The organism is Bacteroides sp. 519, from assembly GCF_010500955.1.
Taxonomy (GTDB): Bacteria; Bacteroidota; Bacteroidia; order Bacteroidales; family Bacteroidaceae; genus Bacteroides.
The window spans coordinates 174969-199773 of sequence record NZ_QVMJ01000004.1 but is presented as its reverse complement, the minus strand read 5'-3'; the positions used below and the strand labels follow the sequence as shown (position 1 = coordinate 199773).

Below are 24805 nucleotides of genomic sequence, written 5' to 3'. Positions count from 1 at the left end.
CAGTTCTAATCTACTAATCCATAAAAGAGGGTGTCAAAATAGGCACTCTTTTTTTATTCGCAGAGGCCAAGCTTAGCCTTTGTTCTTTCCTAAAGATACATTTTCGTCTGTACATAGCTAATCGACTTTGCGCTCTTTGCCATACCCTTAGGCAACACATAAAAAGAGGGTGTACCCGTATAGGCACACCCTCTTTCAAAATATTATGAGAAGATTACTCTTCTGTAGCTTGCTTTTTCTTTCCCATCAACAGGTATGCAACCGGAGAAGCAATGAACAGTGATGAGATAGTACCGAAGATAACCCCAAGAATCATAGCGAATGAGAAGCTACGGATTGAGTCACCACCGAGGATGAAGATACACAACAATACAATCAATGTACTTAATGATGTGTTGATAGTACGGTTAAGAGTTGAGTTCAACGAATCGTTGAATAACTGTCTTGTAGCGCGTTTTGGATACAAACCAAAGTACTCACGAACACGGTCGAAGATAACCACCTTGTCGTTGATTGAGTAACCAATAGCGGTAAGAATTGCACCGATAAAGGTTTGGTCTACCTCCAATGAGATTGGTAATATACCCCACAACAGCGAGTAAGCACCCAAAATCATCAGTGTATCGCTTGTTAGTGCAACAACCGAACCAATACTGTACGATACATTGCGGAAACGCAGCAAGATATAAAGACCAATAGCAACCAGCGATAACAACACCGACCAGAATGCAGAAGTTTTGATATCATCGGCAATACTTGGTCCTACCTTCTGCGAACTGATGATACTACCTCCTGTATGATTATCGCGGTCGATAAATGTTTCAAGAGAAATATTTTCGGTTAACAATGGTTTCAACGATTGATAAATATATGCTTCGATTTCCGAATCAACTTCCGAACTGTTTTCTTCAATTCTATAGTTAGTGCTGATACGTACAGTGCGCTTGTCGGCACCAATAGCAATAACACTTACGTTTGCTCCATCGAAACTGCTTTCAAGAAGACTACGTACTGCTTCGGGCTCTACCTGATCAACGAATTGTACTTTGTAGTTGCGTCCACCGGTAAAGTCGATACCTTGGTTCAAACCTTTAAATACCAATAGAACAACACAAACAGCAATAATAACTCCTGTAATGGTAAGAGACATTTTGTTCTTGCCCATAAAGTCAAACTTAGGATTAATCAGAATATTCTTAGATATTGCAGAAGTAAATGACAGATTCAGCAGTTTATCCTTGTTCAGGAAGTATTCGTATACTACACGGGTTAAGAATACAGCAGTGAAGAATGACATGATTATACCAATCATCAAAGTTGTAGCAAATCCGCGGATAGGACCAGTACCAAACGAGAACAGGATAACCCCGGTTATAAGCGATGTGAAGTTAGAGTCGAAGATAGCCGAGAATGCATTTGAATATCCATCGGCAACAGCTTTCTTAATACCTTTACCGGCTCTTAACTCTTCTTTAATACGTTCGTAAATAAGTACGTTAGCATCAACCGCCATACCCAGAGTAAGCACCATACCGGCAATACCCGACATAGTAAGTGCAGCCTGGAACGAGGCAAGAACACCTAATGTAAAGAACAGGTTAATAATCAATGCAGCGTTAGCAATAAGTCCGGGAACCAAACCATAGATAACACACATATAAATCATTAACAGAACCAGAGCTACTACAAACGAAATGAAACCAGCCTGAATAGATTCGGCTCCTAACGAAGGCCCGATAATATCTTCCTGAACAATGTGTGCAGGTGCAGGCATTTTACCCGACTTAAGAACGTTTGCTAAGTCTTTTGCTTGTTCGGGAGTAAAGTTACCGGTAATCTGCGAACGGCCACCTGTAATTTCGTTGTTTACATTTGGAGCAGAATATACATAACCATCCAGTACAATAGCAACAGATTTACCTACATTTTGTCTGGTAAGTAAAGCCCATTTTCTGGAACCTTCGGTATTCATAGCCATGCTTACAGATGGTTTACCATATTGGTCGTAATCGTTCTTGGCATCATCAACAACATCACCTTCCAGTGGAGCTTTGCCACTGCGTTCTGTTGATTTGATTGCATAAAGTTCGTATAGAGGAATTTCGGCAGCAGCATTAGCCGGAGCAACTCCCCATTTCAATCTGAGGTCTTTTGGAAAACCGGCAGCAACCTCTTTCATAGCAAGAAGTCTGTTAACCTCGGCTGTATCTCTTGCAGTAGCATAACCTACAATCGGGCCATTGTTTACTACTTGCAAAATAGAAGTCAGCGGATTATATTTTCTGGCATCAGCACTGGTAGTTGAACTGCTTGTTGGGTTATCGCCCTGCAAAGCCGATTGAATATCATCTTTAATTGAAGAACTTGTTGCAGTAGTATCTGTTGCTGCGCCTTCGGTAGTATCATCATCGTGAGAAAGGACAGCGCGCAGTTTAGCATCTGCCGTATTCAATACCGGTACAATTTCTTGTGCAGGATACGTTTCCCAGAACTCAAGGTTAGCCGATCCCTGAAGGAGTTTTCTAACACGTTCGGGTTCTTTAATACCAGGAAGTTCAACCATGATACGTCCCATCTTGTCTTCCAGTTTCTGGATGTTCGGCTGAACAACACCAAAACGGTCGATACGTGTACGAAGCACATTGTATGAGTTATCAATGGCCGATTGAATTTCTTCTCTCAGTACTTTTTCAACCTCAGCATCGCTTGAACGTTGCGAAACTTTGTCTTTCAGTTTCTGAGTTGCAAACAATTCGGAAAGTTTCGCTCCCGGAGCTACTTTGTGATATTCTCTAACGAAAAGGGTTACAAAGTCGTCCTGACTGGTTGTTTGAAGTGCAGTAGCAGCAGCCACAGCTTGATTAAAAGCTGCATCGGGCTTATTATCAGCCAATGCTTTAACTACGTCGGCAACCGATACTTCAAGAATAACATTCATACCTCCCTTAAGGTCCAATCCCAGACCAATCTCCATCTCGCGCGTCTGTTTCAGCGTATATACTCCCAGGTATACTTTCTTGTTCGCCATTGAATCAAGAAAGTGCTGTTCCATCGTCGGATCACCATTCGCATACTCCTTAGCTTTCGAAGTCCAATGAGAGGTTACGAAGGTGAAAGAGAGATAAAACGCACAAACCAGTGTGAGTAATACCGCAAAAACTTTCACAATTCCTTTGTTTTGCATTTTACTTTAAATTTTATTATTGTTACTTTATTAATTTAATTCATTCGCATACGGGGGTGCAAATATAGCTTTTTTTTCACATTCTATAATAATTGGGGGTTAAATATTTGATGCCTAGCAGGTTTTTTAGATTGTTGCATGCAGTATTTTGTATAAATTCGCATTTCCGATTATAGAAGCTATATTTTAAATTGGTTAACAAGATGAAAACAAATAGGGAAGTTTGGTTAAAATGTTATAACTATCTATTGATTGGGGTGTTGGCATTGCTTGGTTTTTCGTGTGCAACAGATAGTGTTGACGGCCTAGTAGAGTATGGGCAACCTCATGCCAAATACGCATTAAAAGGTAAAGTTATTAATAGCAAACAAGAAAAAGTACCCAACATACAATTAATTATTGGCGAAGTATATAAAAGCTCGTATACCGAATGGACTTATAAACCAGATACTTTGTTTTCGGATGCAAACGGAGAATTTTCTTATTTGAATAATTATGCCTGGCCCAACAGCAAGTTAAGGGTTAAATACCGGGCAGTAGATCGAAATGGAAACATCGGAATCTACAAAACCGATTCTGTTGATGTAGATATGGGTAGGTTAGAGGGCGGTACAGATTCGTGGTACGAAGGCGAGGCATCTAAAAAAATTACAATAATACTGGAAGAAAAAGAAACTAAAGAATAACAAACTATAAAACGAAACTTATGGACGCATTTACTAAACATTGGCTACGCTTGTATAATTGCCTACTGGCAGGAATATTAACAATTTTAGGTTTCTACGGTTGCACTTCCGAAAGCCCGGACGAATATGGAACCCCTCATGCTGCTTACGAATTGAAAGGAAAAGTTATCAATACCAACCAGCAGCCGCTTGCTGATGTTCAGATTGTTGTTGGACAGATCGAAAACAACCAATTTCTGCAATGGGATTACAACAGAGATACATTATATACCAATAGCAATGGCGAATTTATCTACAAAAACGATTATGTCTGGCCCAGGAAGTTATGGAGAGCCAAATTTACGGCTTTACAGAAAAATGGAAATATCAGTATATATAAGGCCGACTCTGTTGATATAGACATGGGCGAACCCAAAGGTGGTAAAGGCTGGTATGCAGGGAAAGCTTCTAAGGAAATTACGATAATCGTAAAAGAAAAGGAAAATGCCGAATAACATCTCTCTGCGCAAACGTTTAGCCCTCGAAGTTTTCAGAAAGTTCCGCGAGAATAAAAAGAAACTACATCCTTTGCGGCAACTGTTTTGGGAATGTACTTTACGTTGCAATATTCAATGCAAACATTGTGGTAGCGACTGCAAATCCGATTCGCTTCGCAAAGATATGCCTGCCAAAGACTTCCTGAAGGTTATTGACTCCATAACTCCACACATAAACCCCAATGAAACCAATATTATTATATCCGGCGGCGAGCCGTTAATGCGGAAAGACCTGGAATATGTAGGGCTCGAACTTTACAACCGCGGTTATCCGTGGGGAATGGTGTCGAACGGCCTCTTCTTAACCCGCAAAAAGCTTGATGCACTGATGGCTGCCGGACTCCACTCCATAACCATCAGTCTGGATGGTTTTAAAGATGATCATAACTGGATGCGTGGTCATGCTAAAAGCTTTGACCAAGCATGGGAAGCAATCCGGATGATTGTTCACGAACCTGAATTAAAATGGGATGTGGTAACCTGTGTAAACCGCAAAAACCTGACATATCTGCCCGAATTAAAAGCAAAGTTATACAATATTGGTGTTCGCAATTGGCGTGTTTTTACCATATTTCCTGTAGGCCGTGCTGCCCAATATCCCGAATTTCAGCTAACAGATGAGGAGTTTACTAACCTGATGGAGTTTATAAAAGCAACTCGTAAAGAAGGAAAAGTAAAACTTAGTTATGGCTGCGAAGGTTTTCTTGGCAGATACGAAGCTGATGTACGCGACAATTTCTTCATCTGCAACGCTGGTATCAGTGTAGCTTCTATCCTGGCCGATGGCTCTATATCGGCCTGCCCGAGCATACGCAGCAACTTTGCTCAAGGCAATATATACAAAGACAATTTTATGGATGTTTGGAACAACCGGTTTCAGGTGTTCCGCAACCGGGAGTGGATGCGCAAAGATGAGTGTGCTAATTGTAACATGTTCCGTTATTGCGAAGGAAACGGAATGCACCTCAGAGATGATGAAGGGAAACTATTGCTTTGCCACTACAAAAGAATTAAGTGAATACCCCTCTGTCTTTTATGCGCAAAAGGCCGAACTTTTCCAAGCTCGGCCTGTACCAATGAGCAATCTTAACTACAATTTACTCCAACTCCCCCCACTCTACATTTGGTGCAGTGTTATTCTTTGTCCGCTCGAACGAGGTGCCTTTACTCGTGGTTTCGTTAAAGAATCCGCAGTTTTGCAAAAAGAATCCTGAGGCATCTGCACCGCCTTTGTAGTCTAATCGCCAACCGCCACTACCAGTAGCATCAACTGTGAAAGTTCCTTTATTCAGCTCAATCCAGTTTCCGGATGTTGTATACACCCATTGATTGTTGTAATAAGCTTTACGGGTTAAGTGGCCGGTTTCGTTATTGAAATTCTCCAGGAACGAATGGGCACTTTTGTAATAAGTCTGGGTTTTAGGACGCAACATCTGTGATATTAACTGCCACTTCCCTTTTTCGGGTATGAAGAAATAAGAAGTAAATTCCGAATAGTTATTCTCAACCGGACGAATGCGGGTTAAGAACTTGTATGTTTGATTAGTTTTCCAGTTATAGAGCAAATAGGTTTGCCCGCCCGAACCTTCGCCACCAAAATCGTTATCTTTCACTCCTTCGCCCTTCTTTACAACCTTTACTTTATACTCGTCGGGTATAGTTGAAGGATCGTCTGTTTCGTAAGGACTCCATACCGAGAATAAAACCCGCCTTTCGGTAGCCGAGTTTACTTGCATGCCAAAATATCCACCATCAAATCCGTTCGACATGAAATAGCTGCCTACAGGATCCATCTCTTCGGGTACAGTTACTTCGTTATAGAACCATTCACAATCGTCTGTAGGCAATGTGTATGCCATGTGTACAGATGGTCCTCGCCGGCCCCAATACGAAGAGAAAGCACTGCTCACAAAAGTCATGTTCTGCGAAGCGGTTCCATCTACTGCCAGTGCTGTGGGAATAGCAAATATATTATCGTTACGCTTTTTGCCCTTTATATCTACTTTTATGTAGCCGGGAGTAACATTGCTTACTTTGCCAATGTAGGCATACGCATCTCTGCTTTGCGGTTTGGGTAATAGTACTGGGAATACCTTATCGTTACATGTTACTTCTATTTCACTTTCGGATGTGTTTCCGCGGTATTTAAGGTAAAGTTCCAGGTCACCTGCTTGCTTTACTTTGAAGTAAGTACTGAAAATGGTTTCAGGGTCCGACCAATTAATTAAACCATTCTCGGTAACACTGCTGCTGCCTGCCGCTGTGGCGAAGTAAGTATTTCCACCCAAAGGTATTTCGGTACCAATTTTAGTTTCCTTGCCTGTTCCGCGATAAAACTCCATTTCGGCACAACTGGCATGTCCGCCCTCGCCCGATTTAATGATAAATCGAACCGACTTGGGATTTATTACAGCATTGGTCAGCATAATTTTGCTTTCAGTGCTTTTCTTCCCACAATCGTAATCCATCACTTTTACAAAATCAGTTGATGTTCTGCTTTGAGCCTGAATCTCTATTTGTCCAAACTTACCATTCGATCCATCGGTCCGGGGATAGTAAATTACATAATTCAACTGATCGGTTTCTTCCAGATGATAGGTTATGGTGTATGGATACTTGTTACCTTCGTTCCAATTGGTGTGCCATATTGTGTTATAGTCTTCGTCGAACGAGTTGGCAAATTTATTATCTGTTGATGTGGTTTCCTCACTGGATGCTTCGCCACCGGTGATTTTAATTTTTGTTTCGGCATCGGGGGTAGGAAGTGTATATGCCTGCGAAACAGAAATTGTTTCTTGTTTATCGCCAGCGGTAACTGTTACAGTTGTTTGCCTGGTTGTTAATTCGTTATTTTTGGTAACAGATATAATAATATTCGACCCCTGTTTTTTTGCTGTACACCACTCACCTGCTTCATTCGGAACCTTTGTTTCAAAGGTTTCTGCATTAGTAGTTACTTTTAGTGATTTGGATTCTCCATTGGCCGATAATTCAATACTGTTTTTTTCTATTTTTAATGTAATATCTATTTTCGCCGAATCATCTTTTTTACAAGAAATAAAAAGAATCAGACAAAAAACATAGAATAATCTGTTCATATTAATATTGTTTAAGGTTAATAAAAAAAGAAAGAGAATAACTTCAAATCATTATTTAAACAATAAGAAATTATTCTCTTTCAAAAATCAGGTATGAGAAAAAAATCAAGTACTAATCTACTGCATAGAATTCCATTTCTGTACAAGATGCAAAACCGCCTTTACTTGTACTACCATCTACTATTATCTTAACAGCATGTGTGTTTTCCACAAATGTTGTTAGTTCTATATGTGTTGGAGTATAAGGTGTTGTTTGAATACATGTAGCATCCATTATTTTTGTAAAATTATCAGGATCGCTTGTTGTACTAGCTAATATCTCTATTTTACCAAAAGTACCATTTCCCATATTAGAACGTGGATAATAAGAGATCATTGCCAATTTAGGAGCACCTTTAAGATAATAAATCAGTTCATAAGTTTCTTGTGTTTCTCCCCATTTAGAGTGATACATTGTACCCGCATTGCCATCAAATGAATATTTAATATCCCCCTCTGAAGCATTATTGGGTTGGAAACTTGACGCCCATCCACTTAAAACCTCAACAGCTTTTGTTGGTTGTCCAGCTTGTTTAATAGGTAAAGTTAACGATCTGTCTGGTGCAACCAAGTTGATACTTGTTTCTCTGCCAGCAAGAGAATTGTTCTTTGCAACCTCAACAGTCAACGTATTTCCACTTAATGTAACTGTGCACCATGTAGCATCTGTATTCTCTAGAACAAGACTTGATGCAGTTGTTTTTACTTCCAGTGTTTTAGTTTCGCCATTAGCTTGTAATTCAACAGGATTGTCTTCAATGAATAATGCTGTTGGTACCAAAACATCCTCATCTTTACAAGAAACAGCTATTACAGCTAATAATATCAGGTATATTATTTTTTTCATACGTAGCTAAAATTATGGGTTTTGTACTAATTCAATAGGATAAGCATCCATTTCTGTTTGAGGAATAAACTCTAAAATATAATCTGCATCAGGTTTCACTGTTGTATATACAGGTGCTCCACTCAAATGTCCACCAGGATATCTTCTATCCAGAGTTTGTCCGTTTCTAAATATATCTAATTTTCTATGTCCTTCCCAAGCCAGTTCAAGACGTCTTTCCTGTAAAATCCAATCCAACAAAGTTTTATCTGTTGGCATGTCTTTTATTACTCTTTCTGGTATTTGAGCACGTTCACGTATTACATTTAGGTCATCTAAAGCTGCTTGCTCATTACCTAAATGATAATTGGCTTCACTTCTGTTCAGATATAATTCGGCCAAACGAATTAATACAGGCGAATAAAGTTGCGACTGGTCTTCCTGCAAAGAACATTTATAAATGAATCGTTTAGGATATCCGTTACGGTTTTCCAATGCCGGTTCTACTTTAACATAGTATTTTTTGCCATTGTCTTTGCGAGTAACGAAGTAACGTAATTTACCATTCACAGTTTCTGTTTGAACTTTATTATCTGTATAATCATCCGCTTTTTCTTTAATCACATACTCTCCATTTTCCAGTTCTACTTTTGCATATACATAATTGTAAGTAACGTCGTTAACATCGTGTACATACAACATCCAGCTTTCGGCAGGATCCTTTATCTGGTTTACAATAAACGCATGACGAAGGTCACTTTCATTTTCATCATACAAATCCATTATGGTAGAAGAAGGATACATTTCTCCCCAACCTTGTTCTTCTATTTCGGCATACATTGATCCTACAGAGTAGTATCCCATGTGATAATCTTCGAAATCTTTATCCTTAACCATTCTGATTGCAAAGATTGTTTCTTTGTTTTCTTCGGGCACAAATCGTGGATACTTTTGGTAATCGCTACCTGTTAGAAGTGAATATCTTCCTGAATTGATAACCAAATCGGCATATTCTTTTGCTTTTTCCCAATTCTGCATATAAAGATAAACTCTGGACAAGAAAGCGTAAGCTACTTCTTTAGAAGCATAAAAATTAACTTTATCTACTGTCATTAAGTCGGCAGCTTTGGTAAGATCCTTGATTATCTGTTCATACACTTCTTTTACAGTGGAACGAGGAGGGAAATCACTTAAATCAGCTGTGAGTTTCAATGGTATTCCTAAATTTGTTTCTGGACTTTGCACATAAGGACGGCCAAAAATATTGTTCAACTGGAAATATAAGAAACCACGGAGGAAGTAATTTTCTCCCAAAAGCTGATCCTTTTCACTACTTTCGCCTTCTTCCATTTGTTGAATGATTGTATTTACACTAACTATCATTTGATAGGTAAACTTCCACACACGTCCAGGATAATAGTTATCTCGTGTACGTCTAAACGTTAGCAAATTGTACAATAAATCGGATGTAGATCCACTCAAAGAAATATTATCACCTCCAAACTCGTTCACAAAATGAAGTGATTTATAGTAATATTCTTCTTTTAATTTTGCATAGGTTCCCAATGTTATTGTTTCTACACTATTGGGATCCATATTATCACTGGTAATCTCATCATAAGGAAAACGATCCAAATCGCAACCAGTCATTACCAAGATTGCCAGAAAGCATATCAATGTTTTTATAGGTGTTTTCATATAATCAATGTTTTAGAATTAGAAACTGAGGTTAAGTCCCAATGAGAATTGGCGTGTCATTGGGTAGAAATCTGTTCCCGGGTCTCCATTGTCTTTTCCGGCTCCAACTTCAGGGTCAACACCCGAGAAATTAGTTATTGTAAACAGATTCTCACCTGTTAAAGAAACATTTCCGCTTTTAAGTCCTAATTTCTTAAGGAAAGTAGCAGGAAGCATGTAAGAAAGTGTAAGTGTATTCATGCGGAAGAAACTTCCATCTTCCAAATATCTTCCAGATCTTTTTTGTGAGTCTCTGTTACCACCAGCAATTGGTTTAGGGTGTGTAGCAATATCACCAGGTTTTTCCCATCTGCTCCAACCATCTTTCAGTTTCATAGAGTTGTATGTAGGATATGCTCCATCATTATCATAGAACTGACGAGCCGAGTGATAGATTTTATTTCCGGAAACAAAAGTAAATGCGCCCGATAATGAGAGGCCTTTATAGGATAAGGTTGTCATAATACCTCCGGTGAAGTCAGGATTTGAGCTTCCTTGTTTAACACGGGTTGCTTTAGACAATTGGTTGGTTAATGTACGTGTTCCATCTTCATTATAGATATACCACATTGGGTCGCCAGTGTATATATCAACGCCTGCCCACTCTTCCATATACCAAGTATCGATTTCTGCTCCTTCTTCAAATATTTTATTACCTGATATTTGCGATTTTCCTTCATACAATTCTTTAATTTTACTCTTATTAAGAGCAATATTAAAATCCATTGTCCATTTAAAATCTTTTGTGCTAATAATATCAGGACTTACAGTAACTTCCAGCCCCCGGTTACGAACTGCACCGATATTTTGATATTGACTATCATAACCTGTTACCGATGGCAATGTTACTAAATATAAAAGATCGGAAGTGTTCTTATTATAAAAATCAATGTTCAAACCAACTCTATCAAACAAACGCATATCCAAAGCTATATTTGTTTCGTAACATTTTTCCCAACTTAAATTAGCATTACCTAAACGAGAAGGGAAAGCCGAAGGGACACCATTATAGTTTGTTTTCAATGAATATACAGTCATATATCCATAATTACCCGAACCTGGAGTATTACCAATAGACCCATAACTAGCCCGGAGTTTTAGTTGGTCTACAAACTCGAAATTTTGCATAAAGTCTTCCTTGTCGATAGCCCATCCTGCGCCAAATGTAAAGAAACCACCATAACGATTGTCTTTCCCAAAACGAGAAGAACCATCAACACGATAAGAGAACTGTGCCATATACTTATCATTATAGGTATAATTGGCATTGAAATAAACAGACTGCATTGCCCATTCATTCTTGCTACCACCAACTTTATATGCATTAGCTGCCACCCCTAGTACTTCGGATCCCTGAGGAATACCTCTACCTTCGGCATTATTAGCCTCATATTTATAATCGCTGTATTCATATCCCAAGAAAGCACTTATATCGTGTACGTCTTTAAACGCTTTATTGAAACGAAGCATCTGGTTTGTATAACGAGTAGTTGTAAAGGCATTGGATGCTGTTAAATGTCCTTTATCAGCAGAACCAGATGTAGAACGTGGGTCTGTATATCCTTCTGTTAAATGATAACGATAACCAATATTGTTGTTTGATTCAAAAATTAAGTAATCAGTAATTTTATAATCGAAACCTGCACTAGCTGTTAACCCCAATTGTTTTCCTTTAGCATAATTCCATTGCCGATTATACAAATAGTTCGAAGCATCACGACCATGCCAGTCTTCTTCCTTACCGTTTCGCACACTTCCATCTTCATTATAAGGATAATCCCATGGCAAATAAGTTAATGCACTATATATGGAATGCATGTTGTTGAAATCGTGCCAGTAACTACCTGAGAACTTTGTTTTTATAGTTAACTTATTGTTTACTTTATAATCAGTGTTGCTTCTGATGTTGTAACGATTATAATCGGCACCTATAATAGCCGACTCGGCTGTATAGTAATCGCCAGAAAGGAATGTTCTGATTTTCTCATTTCCTAATGTGTACGAAACTGTATAGTTTTGAGTTAAAGCTGTTTGGGTTGCCAAATCAAACCAGTCGGTATCATGATTCAACAATTGAGTTCCAAACCATCCTAAACCAGCATTTTCTTTGTTTGCCATGCTTTCGGTGTAATCGTATAATTCTTGTGAATTCATGAGTTTAAATTTACCCATATTAAGTTTTGACACACCAAATTTAGCAGATACATCAACTTTATTTTCACCCAATCGGCCTGTTTTGGTTGTTACCAAAATAACTCCGTTTGTTGCACGCGATCCATATAAAGCAGTAGCAGCCGCATCTTTTAGCACACTGATTGATGCGATTTCGTTAGGGTTGAGTTGTGCCCCTGTACCCGAAACAACACCATCAATAACCCATAAAGGATCAACTCCTGAGGTTAATGTGCCCTTTCCACGAATACGAATTGTTGCTGCTTCGCCTGGTCTTCCCGAAGTGTTTAAAACTTGTACCCCAGCAACTTTACCCTGTAACATGGCATTTACATTCGGAGTTGTAACAGTTTTCAATTTGTCTGCGTTAACAGTTGCAATTGCACCTGTAACCGAACTCTTTTTTTGTGTACCATAAGCAACCACAATTACCTCATCAAGCGAAGCCAGTTCTTCCTTCAACACAACATTAACCCGGTTTTTTCCGGCAACAGCTACCTCTTGTGTTTCGTAGCCAATGTAGCTAAGTATCAATATGGCATTGCTGTTGTTAACATCTATTGTAAATTGTCCGTCGATGTTGGTAATAACGCCGTTTGATGTGCCTTTTTCAACCACACTAACCCCAATCAGTTCTTCACCTTGTTCGGTAGTTACTTTACCGGTAACATTGAATTTGGTTTGTTCAATGATTTCTATTTTGGGTGTGGCTATTTCTTCTATAACCTCTTTTTTATAAAGAATAATCTGGCGGTCGAGCACTTTATAGTTGGCTGTTTTTTTGTCCAGAAGTTTATCCAGAATTTCATAGATAGTAGCATTGTTTACCGATATATCTACATTTCTATTTACATCTACAGCTTCATCGTTATAGAAAAAGATGTATTCGCTTTGCTGTTCAATTTTGCTGATAACATCTTTTAGGGTCTGGTTTTGTACTTTCAAGGAGAGTACTGTGCTTTGACTATACGAGGTATGTGCAGAAAGTACCCCGATGCTGATGCACATTAAAAAAACACTAATCTTCATAATTCGGGAGCATTTCTTTAACATACGGCATGTGTTGCCGTTTTTAATGTATTGTTCCATAAATACCACAATGTTTTAAGGTTGATAAAATTTTGGTTTTCGTAATAATTTCTTCTTAATCATTGGCTTTGGGGAGGCGAATTTCCATTCATAGGCTTTTTATTAAATTAGTAATAGTTGTATTGAATCATCTTTTATATCATATTTTAATTTGTTGCCATTGGCTATGGATATGTTTTCCAAAATATTGCTAATGGGCAGTTTTAAATCGAGTTTACCACTGAAGGTTGTTTTCCTGAAATTAGTTCTGTCGTAAACAAAGGCTATGTTAAAATGCCTTGAAAGTTTTTGAAACACACTATCCAGGTTTTCATTCTGTGTGATGAGATATCCATAGATCCATGAAACGTACTGATCTACATCTACCTTTTCTATATGTATCTTATTAGAATCTTTATTGTACGAGAACATCTGGTTCGGTTCTATTTTATATGTCCCTTGCAAATCTTTGCTCTTTACTTCGACCGAGCCCGATACCAATACTACCGATTGAGTATCATCATCATTATAAGCCGATACATTGAACGAAGTTCCCAGTACATTTAACTCTACACTGTTTGTTTTCACTATAAAAGGGGCTTTTTCGTTTCTGGCCACATCCAGAAACACTTCGCCCGACAGAAATATTTCCCGTTTGTTTTTATCGAACACAGCCGGGTAAATTAATTTACTGCCCGAGTTAACCCATATTTTGGTACCATCGCTCAATATTAACGAAGTGGTTTTGCCATAGGGCACTATTAGCTGATTCAGTTCGGGGGTGGTTGCTTTCTCGGCCGAAGCTTTTTCTTCTACCTTTTGCGAACCGATATTTACTGCCCCTTCGGCATCGTAAGCAATAACAGTACTGTCTTTATCAATATCTATACGCTTGTTATCCGAGAGTACCAGATTGATAACACCGGTTTTCATCTCATCTTCGGTATTCTCACTGTATAAGCTATAGTCAATTTCCATTGTATTGCCCTGCCCTGCCAAAAGAAACACATATATTCCCAATATAATAATTATCGATGCAGCAACAGAAGCAGCCCATAAGATGGCTGGGCGATATTTCTTTTGCTGTTTAATATCTATTTCTTTCTCTATTTTACTCCAAATTATACGTTTTTCCTTTTCAGAGATTTCGGGCTCTTTTACCCGTAAGCTTTCTATTATCTTTTTCAATCCTTCTATGTTATTTCGCTGTTCTTCGTTCGCTCTCATCCGTTCTTCCCACAACTCATTTGTTTCTGCTGTGGGATGCAATACCCATTGAATGAATAATTCATCATCCAGTAAACTTTTTATTTGTTGTTTTGAGAAATCTTCCATTTCGTTTTGCATGTTCGTTAATTAAGAAACGATTATGAGTTAATGCTTGTACTCACTAATCGAAAAAAAATATTTTTAATCTTTTTTTGGACACAACAAAGATACAAAGCCGCCAATTGAGGTATGCAGGTTTGGGTCAATTTTGGTTTGTTTTGGTCGAAAATGGTAAAAATTGTCATTTAATTATTCATTAGGGGCTCCAAATCCCTCAAATATCGCTTCTAATTGCCATGGGATGGATACGTGGACGAACGCGGATAATCAAAAAATGCAGTTCATTTGCACCTCAAATGCAGTTCATTTATACCTGAAATGCAGTTCATTTAGCATGCAAATGCAGTTCATTCAGGGTGCAAATGCAGTTCATTTGAGTTGAGAGTTGAGAATTGAGAGTTGAGAGTTACGATGCCGCATGGAACTCTCAACTCTCAACTTTCAACTCTCAACTCTCAACTAGAGCATCAGCAGCAGTTTCTTTTTTATCTTTTTCTACTGATGTTTTCTTTTCTTTTCTCTTCTTTTCTTTTGTTGCAACGAAATTCAACGACCGTTGCTTTTTTGCACCTTTTGCTTGTCGGAACTTTTCTTTCTGAGTTTATGGCAATGCAGCGTGTTATGGCATAATTGCATATAGGCTGTGTAACATATTCAGATGAAGTCAACAGGTTGTCATTTTCCATTCTATCTACTATTAACTGGTGAATCATTGCGATTCAATTGTACATTCGTTGTAAATAGATTGATGATGTGTTGTACAACCATGGTTCATTCGCTGTAGTTTTTAGGTATTTCATTTTGGTTCAAATCAGATGGGAATTGAAACGCTAAGTTACGCGGAGTTTTTATTTCGATGCCGCAGGAAAACTAAAACTCCGCGTAACTTAGCGTAACTCCGCGTTTCAAAAAAGCCCCAAACGAGTATGAATAATCAGTTAATCAACCCCTGCAAACTTCCAGGAATAAAACTATAAACATGGAGAATTCCATATTTTCTCTAACCTTCATTATGGCGCGATGGATAAGGTTACGGGCAGATTGATAGTTAACGTTTAATAATTGCGAAACCTCTTCGTAAGATAATTCCAGTTGAAAACGAAGGTACAAAGCTTCTTTTTGTCGCGGGTTTAGCAAGCTCATCACTTTTTCGAATTTCTTTTTTGTTTCGTCGTCTATTTCAAGCGAATCGTCTTGGGTTTCAAATTGGTAAGTGGCAATAAATGGTAGCTCTTCGGGCGAGATGTAAGTAATGCGGTTATAGCGCGATGAATAATCAATAATAAGATTCTTTAGAGAAAATAATAAATAGAATTTAGGAGTTGTTGTAAGGGCTATGTTTTCTTTGCTATTATAGAGTTTCACAAAGAGGTCTTGAATGCAATCTTTTACTACTTCTTCGTTTGATATAAATTTCATTCCATAACGGTATAAAACATCAAAGTACGTTTCATATAGAACAGAAAAAGCTTTTCTATCTCCTTTTTTAAAATCTTCCCATACCTTAGTATAGTCTGTGTTATCAATGGCTGTCTCTTTATTCACTTTGCTTTAGCTAGGTTTTTACAAAGCTAAATTATTTTTTGTTCCTGTGCAAATCCATACTTATAGCGGATACTCTTCAAATGCATAAAGAAGGGTAGAAAGATATCTTTCTCCACTATCGGGTAAGAGGGTCACAATTAACTTTCCTTTGTTTTCGGGTTTAAGGGCCAATTGTGTAGCAGCATATACTGCAGCACCCGATGATATGCCAACAAGTAAGCCTTCTTGTTTTGCCAGTTCGCGACTGGTGCGGATGGCATCGTCGCCACTTACCTGAATTACTTGATCTACCACTTCCGGATTATAGTTTTGGGGAATAAAACCGGCACCAATTCCTTGTATTTTATGCGGTCCGGGCGTGCCTCCGGATAGAACAGGCGATTCGGTAGGTTCAACGGCTACTATTTTAACGTTGGGATTATGCGCTTTTAATGCAGCACCAACTCCGCTGATGGTGCCTCCTGTACCTACTCCGGCTACAAATATATCTACTTTCCCTTCGGTATCGTTCCATATTTCCTGTCCTGTGGTTTGTACATGAATGGCAGGGTTAGCCGGATTTTCAAATTGCTGAAGTATTATTGAATTCGGAATCTCGTTATTTAGTTGCTGTGCTTTGGCTATGGCGCCTTTCATACCTTCGGCTCCCGGAGTAAGAACCAGCTCTGCTCCAAGGGCTTTTAACAAGTTGCGTCGTTCCAGACTCATGGTTTCGGGCATGGTTAGTATCAAACGGTATCCTTTTGATGAAGAAACAAAGGCAAGTCCAACACCTGTATTGCCACTTGTGGGTTCAATAATAACGCTTTCGGTGGTTAATAAGCCTTTCGCCTCGGCAGCTTCGATCATTGATAATGCAACACGGTCTTTAACACTCCCTAGCGGGTTGAAGTATTCTAATTTTGCTACCACCCGGGCATTTAACGCTTTATTTTTATTGTAGTTGCTTAATTCAAGAAGGGGAGTGTTCCCAATCAGGCTGGGAAGGTTTTTAGCGATTGTTTCCATACTTAATTATATTAATATTATGAGGGTGTCAAAAAGATCGATTTGACTTTTGACACCCTTATAACAAATTACACAGATTATATGTTGATCACTGTGCCCTCTGTGTTTATAACTACTTTTTATTATAAATCACTTCTCCCTTTGTTGCACGGGTACGGAGCGACCGGGGAGAGTCTCCAAAAGATGATCGGCAGAAATGTGCAAAGTGAGAAAGTGAATCGAATCCGTATTTCTGACTTATTTCGGTAATCTTCAATGTTGTAAATTGCAGATCGTTTAATATTCCTTCGCGCTTCTTGTTTAGTATCCACTCGTATACAGGTTCGCCATATACATTTTTAAAAAGCCGACGGAAAGTAGTGGTTGCATATCCGCCCAAAGCAGCAAATTCTTCTACGTTTTTTACTTTATCATAATTCTGCATAATAAAGTAATGAAACGTTTGCCGGTATTGACTTATTGGGTAGAAGAATATACTTAATTGCGGTAATGGGTAATAGCACGTTAAAACATATACTAATTCCTGGCATTTAATTTCTACAAACTTACTACAAGGTGAAGCATCTTCGTCCAGATACTCACATATATTATAAAGAAGTTCGGATAGCTTAGGTATTGTAACCAAAGGGGTATATGTTAATGGTGCTTCGGCAACTTCAAGTATTTTGCGATAACGGGCTTCACAAATCTGCGGCAGATCCGAAAACCAATAAATAACATATTCTACATCTGTTAATGCCAGTAGCTCTAATTTAGAACCTATTGCCTGCAAAATAAATTGTCCATCCCGTAAAATAGTACCCGGATATTCGTTGCTGTTAATCAGCAATTCGCCTTTAAGCATAAATATAATACAGTTCTGGGTGCATTTTTCGGAAGGTACATGCGCACTTCTTCGCCTCTTTATGTGAAAGAGCGAATCTTCGGACGCATGAGGGCATTGTGAGCAATCTATGAGCCTACTACATTTTTTTTCTTTTCCACTTGCCATTAGTTATTTTATGCGAATTTTGTGTTTATAGCAACAAAGATAAGTTTTTTTCCAAAAAAGGCCCCATTTTTTATATATATTTGTACTTAATTTAATTTCCAATATGCAATGAAAAAATACTTTGTTTTGTTTTTTCTATTACCTTTTTCCTGCCTTTATTCCCAGAATTGGGACATAAATACCCTTGAAAAAATTAATAGTTGGGACCGGGGTTTTGTTAGAAGCTATAGCAAAATCATTTCTAAAACAACGCCATATATAGCAGTTGGTGGTCCTATTGCATTGGCTGTATATGCGGGAATTAGCAAGAATATACCTTTGTTAAAAGATGCCGTCTACATTGGCTCTAGTGTTGCCGAGGCTGCAGTGTTAACTTATGGTATAAAATTCGCCGCCGACCGCAAACGTCCTTATGACAAATATCCGGAAAAAATACATCCTTCGAGCAGAGAGTCTAGCTCTTCGTTTCCCTCAGCTCATACGGCCAGTGCCTTTGCTTTGGCCACCTCGTTAAGTATTAAATATCCAAAGTGGTATGTTATTGCCCCCTCGGCTGTATGGGCTTGTTCGGTTGGTTTTGCCAGAATGAACGAGGGGGTTCATTATCCTTCGGATGTTATTGCAGGAGCAATTATTGGCTCGGGATGTGCTGTGGCCAATATTTATGTAAACCGATGGCTGGAAAAATGGCTGCTTCCGAAACCCAGGAAAGCAGCAGCCAATACTGTATTAAGTATGTATTAACAGAATGGAAGGAGTTATCGCTTCGCTAGGAGTTAAAGGAGTTAAAGCTTTAGATGCTCTGAAGTATCTTAGAGTTATAACTACCAGCTACTAACTACTAGCTACTAACTACTAACATTCTTGAATATGTTTATTACCTTTGCAGCATGAAGAAACTATTACTTTTTGTTACACTAATTGCTTTATTTACGGCATGTGGCAGCAGAGCAAAAAAAGAATCGGACGAGCGCACTATAACCGTTACCATAGAACCATTACGCTATTTTACCGAAGCTATTGTTGGAGATAAATTCAGCGTTATCAGCATGGTTCCTAAAGGGGTTAGCCCTGAAACATACGATCCCACACCGCGCCAATTGGTTGATTTGGGCAAAAGCGAAGTGTACTTCCGTATCGGACATATTGGTTTTGAGGTTAGCTGGATGGACAGACTACTCCAAAACAATCCTCATTTATTGGTATTTGATATGTCGAAAGGGGTCAACCTGATACGTGGTACCGGGCATCACCACGGCGACCATTACCATGCCGGTGGTGTAGAGCCACATATCTGGAATTCGGCAGTAAATGCACGCATTATTGCCCGGAATATTTTAACGGCTTTAATTAAAATAGACAGGAATAATGAGGCGTATTATGTGCAACGTTACGAAGAGCTAATCAAGAAGATTGACGAAACAGATCAAACTGTTCAGTGCATTTTGAAAGAGAATGCCGATACAGCCTTTATGATTTATCATCCTGCCCTTACTTATTTTGCACACGAATACAGTTTGCACCAAATTTGTATTGAAGAGGATGGTAAAGAGCCATCGGCTGCGCATTTAAAAAATCTGATTGAAATAAGCAAATTCGAGCATGTACGGGTTATTTTTGTTCAGCCGGAGTTTGATGAACGTAATGCCGAAATGATTGCACAGCAAACGGACACTAAGATTATACCTATTAATCCGCTTTCTTACGATTGGGAAAAAGAAATGATCCACATAGCACAAAGCCTGAAACATGAGTAAGAAACCCATCATTGAACTGGAAGGAATATCGGCTGCTTACGAAAAGAATACCGTTTTATACGATGTGAACCTTACGGTTTACGAACGTGATTTTCTGGGGATAATTGGTCCTAATGGTGGTGGCAAAACTACGCTTATCAAGATTATTCTGGGATTAATGAAACAGGCATCGGGCCGGATACGCTTTTATGAGGATGGTACACAAACGGATCGTCTTATAATGGGTTATTTGCCTCAGTACAACAGTATCGACCGCAAGTTTCCTATTTCGGTAGAAGAGGTAATCCTTTCGGGTTTAAGCGCCCGTAAAACATTGGCCAGTCGTTTCACTAAACAGCATAAGGAAAAGGTTGACGAAGTTATAGTACAGATGGGGTTGGAAGGTCTTGCCAAACGCTCAATTGGTCAGCTTAGTGGCGGACAGTTGCAACGCGCCTTGTTGGGCAGAGCTATTATCTCTGGCCCACAAGTGGTTATTTTGGACGAACCTAGCACATATATTGATCAGTTATTTGAGGCACGCCTTTACGAACTACTGGAAGAAATTAATAAAGAGTGTGCCATTATTTTGGTTAGCCACGACATTGGTACGATATTGCAGCATGCAAAATCTATTGTTAGTGTTAATGAAACAGTGAGTTTATATAAAGGTTAGATAATTCGATTTACTTTTCTATCCTTATACGTGCATCAACCGCCACTACCGATTTAGGAGTACCCAACAACGGATTTATATCCATTTCTTTTATCTCGGTAGCAAAACGCAGCAGGGTAGACAAGCGCACAATAATCTCAGCAAATATTGTTTCGTTCACACCAGCTTGTCCGCGTGTTCCCTGAATAATCTTATAAGCCCGTAGTGAGCGTATCATTGAATATGCCTCGGCATAAGTAAGCGGAGCCAAGCCCGATGAGATGTCTTTTAGCACTTCTACAAATATACCGCCAAGACCACACAATACAACATGCCCAAACTTTTCTTCGTATTTAGCACCAATAAACAATTCTGTACCTTGTAGCATGGGTTGAATCATTACTGCTTTTGCATCGGCAATGGCCATCATCCGGTCAAACTCTAAGGCAAGGTGCTCTTTCGACTTAATGTTCAATACCACACCCCCTACATCCGATTTATGAACCGGACCAACCACTTTAGCCACAAGAGGGAAGCCTAAACGTTTGGCAGCAGATAGGATTTCGTCCTTCGAACCGGATACAACTTCGCTTACCATAGGTATGCCTGCTGCACTAAGCAGTTCCTGAACATAATTAGGTGCTATATATCCATCTTCCGGAATAGAGTCGATAATGCGGCGTATTTTAGGAACATCTACACCAAATAGTTCGATTTCGTTGGCTGCCGGCTGTGGAGCATTCATGATACGCGAAAGCGCAGTACCCAGAGTAACCTCGTCGGCAAAGTTTACATGTCCTTTCTTCAGGAACTCGTCGACCTCTTTACCGGCTGTATGAATAGAAGGGAGTACTGGAAATAAGGGTTTCTTTGAGGTAAGCATCTTTTGATGCAAAACTTCGTATGTTTCGAACATTGTTACCAGTCCCGGGGTTCCGAAGATGGCAAGTATAGCATCAATATTATCGAATTTGTTTTCGCAATAGTCGATGGTGATACTTAAATGTTCGGGGGTTCCGGTTGCCAGAATATCAATAGGATTACCTACAGAAGCACCCGGAAACAGTTTGCTTTTCAACTCTTCGGCAAGTGGGCCTTCTAACTTAGGAACATTTAGTCCACCTTTCGATAGTGCATCGGTAAGCATAACTCCGGGTCCACCGGCATGGGTGATAATGGCAAAGTTCTTTCCTTTTAATTGAGGTAAGGTAAAAATACAACCTACTGTTGCCAACTCCTCGCGCGAGAAACAGCGGATAATACCTGCTTTTCTGAATAACGCTTCTACAGCCGAGTCGGAACTGGCTATTGCTCCCGTATGCGATGAGGCTGCCCTCATACCGCTTTCGGAACTGCCGGCTTTAATTCCGGCTATCTTACAGCCTTTGCGTATTAGCGACGAAGCATGCAGCAATAACCTATCCGGGTCTTTGATGCTTTCCATGTACAGTAACTTTATATCGGAATCTTTTTCCGGATCAAAGTGCTCGTCCATGTATTGTAATACATCTTCTACCCCTATTTGGCGGGCATTACCTACCGACCACACTGAATTGAATTGTAGTCCTTTCATCACAGCCGATTCGAGCACATATACAGCAGTAGCACCCGAACTGGAGATTAAATCTACTCCCTGCGGATTTAAATTGGGGATGGGTTGGGTAAATACGCTATGATGACAGGTGTTTAACAGGCCAATGCAGTTGGGGCCTATCAATGAGGCTCCATACTGATTGGCCGTTTTAAGTATTTTATCTTCAAGAATTGCTCCTTCCTTTGTTTCTTCACCAAACCCGGCAGAGAGTATTATAAATGCCCGCGTATGTTTTTTCGAAGCAAGTATCTCTACCACTTCCGGACACATGGGGGCTGGTATAGCCAGTATAGCCAGGTCGGTATCGGGCACTTGGGCTACATCGGTATATGCTTTTACTCCTTGAACTTCTTTCTCTTTCGGATTAACTGCACACAGTTCGCCTGCATATCCTCCGGCAATAAGATTGCGCAAGATTGCGCCACCCGGCTTATGAACATTATTGGAAGCTCCTACTACAACAATGCTTTCAGGACAAAGTAATTCTTGTGTTATCATAACTCATGACTTATTTCATTCCTCTGTTTTTTAACATCGCATCCAGCTGTGGTTCTGCACCGCGGAAGTTTATGTAGAGTGTCATTGGGTCTTCGCTATCGCCTTTTTCAAGTACATTGCTACGGAACTTCTTAGCTGTATTTTTATCAAAGATACCATTTTCTTTGAATGCTTCAAATGCATCGGCATCTAAAACGTTTGCCCATAAATAGCTATAGTATCCGGCAGCATAGCCACCAATGATGTGGTTGAAGTAAGTAACGCGGTAACGGGGAGCTATTTCCGGAATAAGTCCCAGCTTATCCATGGTTTCTTTTTCGAAAGCTACCGGGTCGAAGTTGTTGGTTGAAGTAAGGTTGTGCAACTCCATATCCAGCAGGGCAGCAGCCAGAAGTTCGGTAGTCATGAATCCCTGGTTGAATGTTTTTTGATTCAGTATCTTTTCAATCAATGCATCCGGAATTACTTCGCCGGTTTGGTAATGTTTGGCATAAGCTTTCAGCACCTCGGGTTGAGTAGCCCAATGTTCCATTATCTGAGAAGGCAGTTCAACAAAATCGCGCACTACGTTTGTTCCCGACACGCCTGTATAGTTACACTTGGTTAATAATCCGTGCAAACCGTGACCAAACTCATGGAACAGGGTTTCTACTTCGTCCAATGTAAGGAGCGAAGGCATGTCGCCAACAGGTTTAGTATAACTGGAAACGTTACATACCAATGGGCGGATGTCTTTTCTTTGTTCCCTGAAATTACTCATCCAGGCACCACCACTTTTACCACTGCGTGGGAAATAGTCGACATAGAACAGACCCAGGTGGCTACCATCTTCATCGGTAACTTCAAATACTACTACATCCGGATGATAAACAGGGATATCATTTAGTTTGGTAAAGTTGATACCATAAAGTTTCTTAGCTACATCAAAAGCGCCATCGCGTACGTTTTCTAATTTGAAGTATGGCTTCAGTTCGTCTTCATCCAAGTTGTATTTTGTTTTACGAAGCTGTTCGGTATAGTACCACCAGTCCCATGCTTCCAACTTTTCGTTGTTGCCCATTAGCTTTTGCAGGTCGGCAGCTTCGGCTTTGGCTTTGGGTAGCGCATATTGCCACAAGTTATTGAGGAAGCTCATTACTGTTTCAGCATTTTGGGCCATACACTCATTGAGTACGAAGTTCGAAAAACAATCGTATCCTAACAATGTAGCTTTTTCCTGACGCAGTTTTATGATTGAGGTGATAATATTCTTGTTGTCGTTTTCGTTATTATTGTTTCCACGGTTGATGTAGGCTTTGTAAATCTGTTCCCTCAGGTTGCGGTTTTCGGCATATTGCAGAAAAGGTAAACGGCTTGCGTTATGCAAAGTAAATAACCATTTGCCATCTTGTTCGGCAGCTTTGGCTTCGGCAGCGGCGCTGGCTTTAAACCAATCGGGTAAACCGGCCAAGTCTTCTTCTTTGTCTACAATAAGCTGATATGCATTATTTTCTTTCAATACATTGTTGCTGAAAGTAAGACCTAGTGTAGACATTTCTTTGTTTATCTCGCGCAGGCGGGCTTGTTTCTCTTCGGGTAAGTTGGCACCGGAGCGAACAAAGTTCTTATACTTTTTATCCAACAGTCTTTTCTGCTCGGTCGATAGGTTCAGTGAGTTCAGCTTTTGGTAAACGGCATTCACTTTATCAAATAAAGCCCGGTTAAGATAGATGTTGTCTTCATGTTCGGACAGCATCGGGGCTAGTTCCATAGATAAATCGGTTAGTTCTTTTGTTGTTTCTGCCTCAATAATATTGAAGAAAACCAAACCAACACGATCTAATATAGGTGCACTATTGTCGAGGGCTACAATAACATTCTCGAATCCCGGCTCTTCCTGACTGTTAATAATAGCCTGAATGTTTGTGTTTTGTTCCTTAATCCCGGCTTCGAAAGCAGGTTTATAATGTTCTAGCTTTATTTCTGCATAAGGCGGAACACCATGCTTTGTTTGAAACTCGGTTAAAAAAGGATTGTTTTCGGTAGGGGTAGTACAAGCACATATCATAATGCAACATACAACTAAGAGTGAATAAATTTTGTTCATATAATATAAATTAATTG

Annotated in this window: 16 protein-coding genes and 1 pseudogene; 6 read left to right on the top strand and 11 right to left on the bottom strand. The window is 39.5% G+C overall.

What is annotated here, in order from left to right:
* Positions 1-214: 214 nt before the first annotated feature.
* On the bottom strand, positions 215-3184 hold the full coding sequence (gene secDF / locus D0T85_RS05660) for a protein translocase subunit SecDF (RefSeq protein ID WP_163211098.1): 2970 nt from the start codon (positions 3182-3184) through the stop codon (positions 215-217).
* Positions 3185-3387: 203 nt separating this feature from the next.
* Here secDF and D0T85_RS05655 point away from each other — a divergent pair, with 203 nt between their 5' ends.
* The 3 genes from D0T85_RS05655 to D0T85_RS05645 are packed head-to-tail and all read left to right on the top strand — an operon-like array spanning position 3388 to position 5424.
* Positions 3388-3870, top strand: a complete 483-nt coding sequence (locus D0T85_RS05655; RefSeq protein WP_163211096.1) for a radical SAM-associated putative lipoprotein — start codon at positions 3388-3390, stop codon at positions 3868-3870.
* A 20-nt stretch (positions 3871-3890) separates the two neighbouring features.
* Entirely contained in the window at positions 3891-4364 is a 474-nt protein-coding gene (locus tag D0T85_RS05650) for a radical SAM-associated putative lipoprotein (RefSeq protein WP_163211094.1), read from the top strand.
* Entirely contained in the window at positions 4354-5424 is a 1071-nt protein-coding gene (locus tag D0T85_RS05645; protein WP_163211092.1) for a TIGR04133 family radical SAM/SPASM protein, read from the top strand. Before D0T85_RS05650 ends, D0T85_RS05645 begins: the two co-directional genes overlap by 11 nt.
* Positions 5425-5503: 79 nt before the next feature.
* Here the strand turns inward: D0T85_RS05645 and D0T85_RS05640 are convergent, their stop codons facing one another.
* From D0T85_RS05640 to D0T85_RS05605, 8 genes are all read right to left on the bottom strand, one after another.
* On the bottom strand, positions 5504-7504 hold the full coding sequence (locus D0T85_RS05640) for a DUF3472 domain-containing protein (RefSeq protein WP_163211091.1): 2001 nt from the start codon (positions 7502-7504) through the stop codon (positions 5504-5506).
* A gap of 112 nt (positions 7505-7616) precedes the next feature.
* Positions 7617-8390 (bottom strand): discoidin domain-containing protein, encoded by a 774-nt coding sequence (locus D0T85_RS05635; protein ID WP_163211089.1) that lies wholly within the window; start codon positions 8388-8390, stop codon positions 7617-7619.
* 12 nt (positions 8391-8402) lie between these two features.
* On the bottom strand, positions 8403-10067 hold the full coding sequence (locus D0T85_RS05630) for a RagB/SusD family nutrient uptake outer membrane protein (protein WP_163211087.1): 1665 nt from the start codon (positions 10065-10067) through the stop codon (positions 8403-8405).
* 18 nt (positions 10068-10085) lie between these two features.
* Positions 10086-13367, bottom strand: coding sequence for a TonB-dependent receptor (locus tag D0T85_RS05625; RefSeq protein WP_163211085.1), 3282 nt, complete (start codon positions 13365-13367; stop codon positions 10086-10088).
* 102 nt (positions 13368-13469) lie between these two features.
* A complete protein-coding gene (locus D0T85_RS05620; RefSeq protein ID WP_163211083.1) occupies positions 13470-14681 on the bottom strand; it encodes a FecR family protein in 1212 nt (403 codons plus the stop codon).
* 936 nt (positions 14682-15617) lie between these two features.
* Complete coding sequence (locus D0T85_RS05615; protein ID WP_370459931.1) at positions 15618-16220, bottom strand: RNA polymerase sigma factor; 603 nt, start codon at positions 16218-16220, stop codon at positions 15618-15620.
* Between the two features lie 60 nt (positions 16221-16280).
* Positions 16281-17228: a cysteine synthase A gene (gene cysK / locus D0T85_RS05610; protein WP_163211081.1), complete on the bottom strand. Its 948-nt coding sequence runs from the start codon at positions 17226-17228 to the stop codon at positions 16281-16283.
* 112 nt (positions 17229-17340) lie between these two features.
* Positions 17341-18219, bottom strand: coding sequence for a helix-turn-helix transcriptional regulator (locus D0T85_RS05605; RefSeq protein ID WP_163211079.1), 879 nt, complete (start codon positions 18217-18219; stop codon positions 17341-17343).
* A 108-nt stretch (positions 18220-18327) separates the two neighbouring features.
* On the opposite strand from D0T85_RS05605, the gene D0T85_RS05600 reads away from it, so the two are divergent.
* The 3 genes and pseudogenes from D0T85_RS05600 to D0T85_RS05590 form a co-directional block, all read left to right on the top strand.
* Entirely contained in the window at positions 18328-18963 is a 636-nt protein-coding gene (locus tag D0T85_RS05600) for a phosphatase PAP2 family protein (protein WP_163211077.1), read from the top strand.
* Positions 18964-19109: 146 nt separating this feature from the next.
* Positions 19110-19976 carry a metal ABC transporter solute-binding protein, Zn/Mn family gene (locus D0T85_RS05595; protein WP_163211075.1) on the top strand — a complete coding sequence of 289 codons (867 nt, stop codon included), beginning with the start codon at positions 19110-19112 and terminating at the stop codon, positions 19974-19976.
* Positions 19969-20622: pseudogene (locus D0T85_RS05590) on the top strand (metal ABC transporter ATP-binding protein); the annotation flags it as partial. The gene D0T85_RS05595 and the pseudogene D0T85_RS05590, both read left to right, overlap by 8 nt.
* 19 nt (positions 20623-20641) lie before the next feature.
* Here the strand turns inward: D0T85_RS05590 and D0T85_RS05585 are convergent.
* Positions 20642-22702: an acetate--CoA ligase family protein gene (locus D0T85_RS05585; protein WP_163211071.1), complete on the bottom strand. Its 2061-nt coding sequence runs from the start codon at positions 22700-22702 to the stop codon at positions 20642-20644.
* A 10-nt stretch (positions 22703-22712) separates the two neighbouring features.
* Positions 22713-24788, bottom strand: a complete 2076-nt coding sequence (locus D0T85_RS05580; RefSeq protein ID WP_239060648.1) for a M3 family metallopeptidase — start codon at positions 24786-24788, stop codon at positions 22713-22715.
* Positions 24789-24805 lie beyond the last annotated feature (17 nt).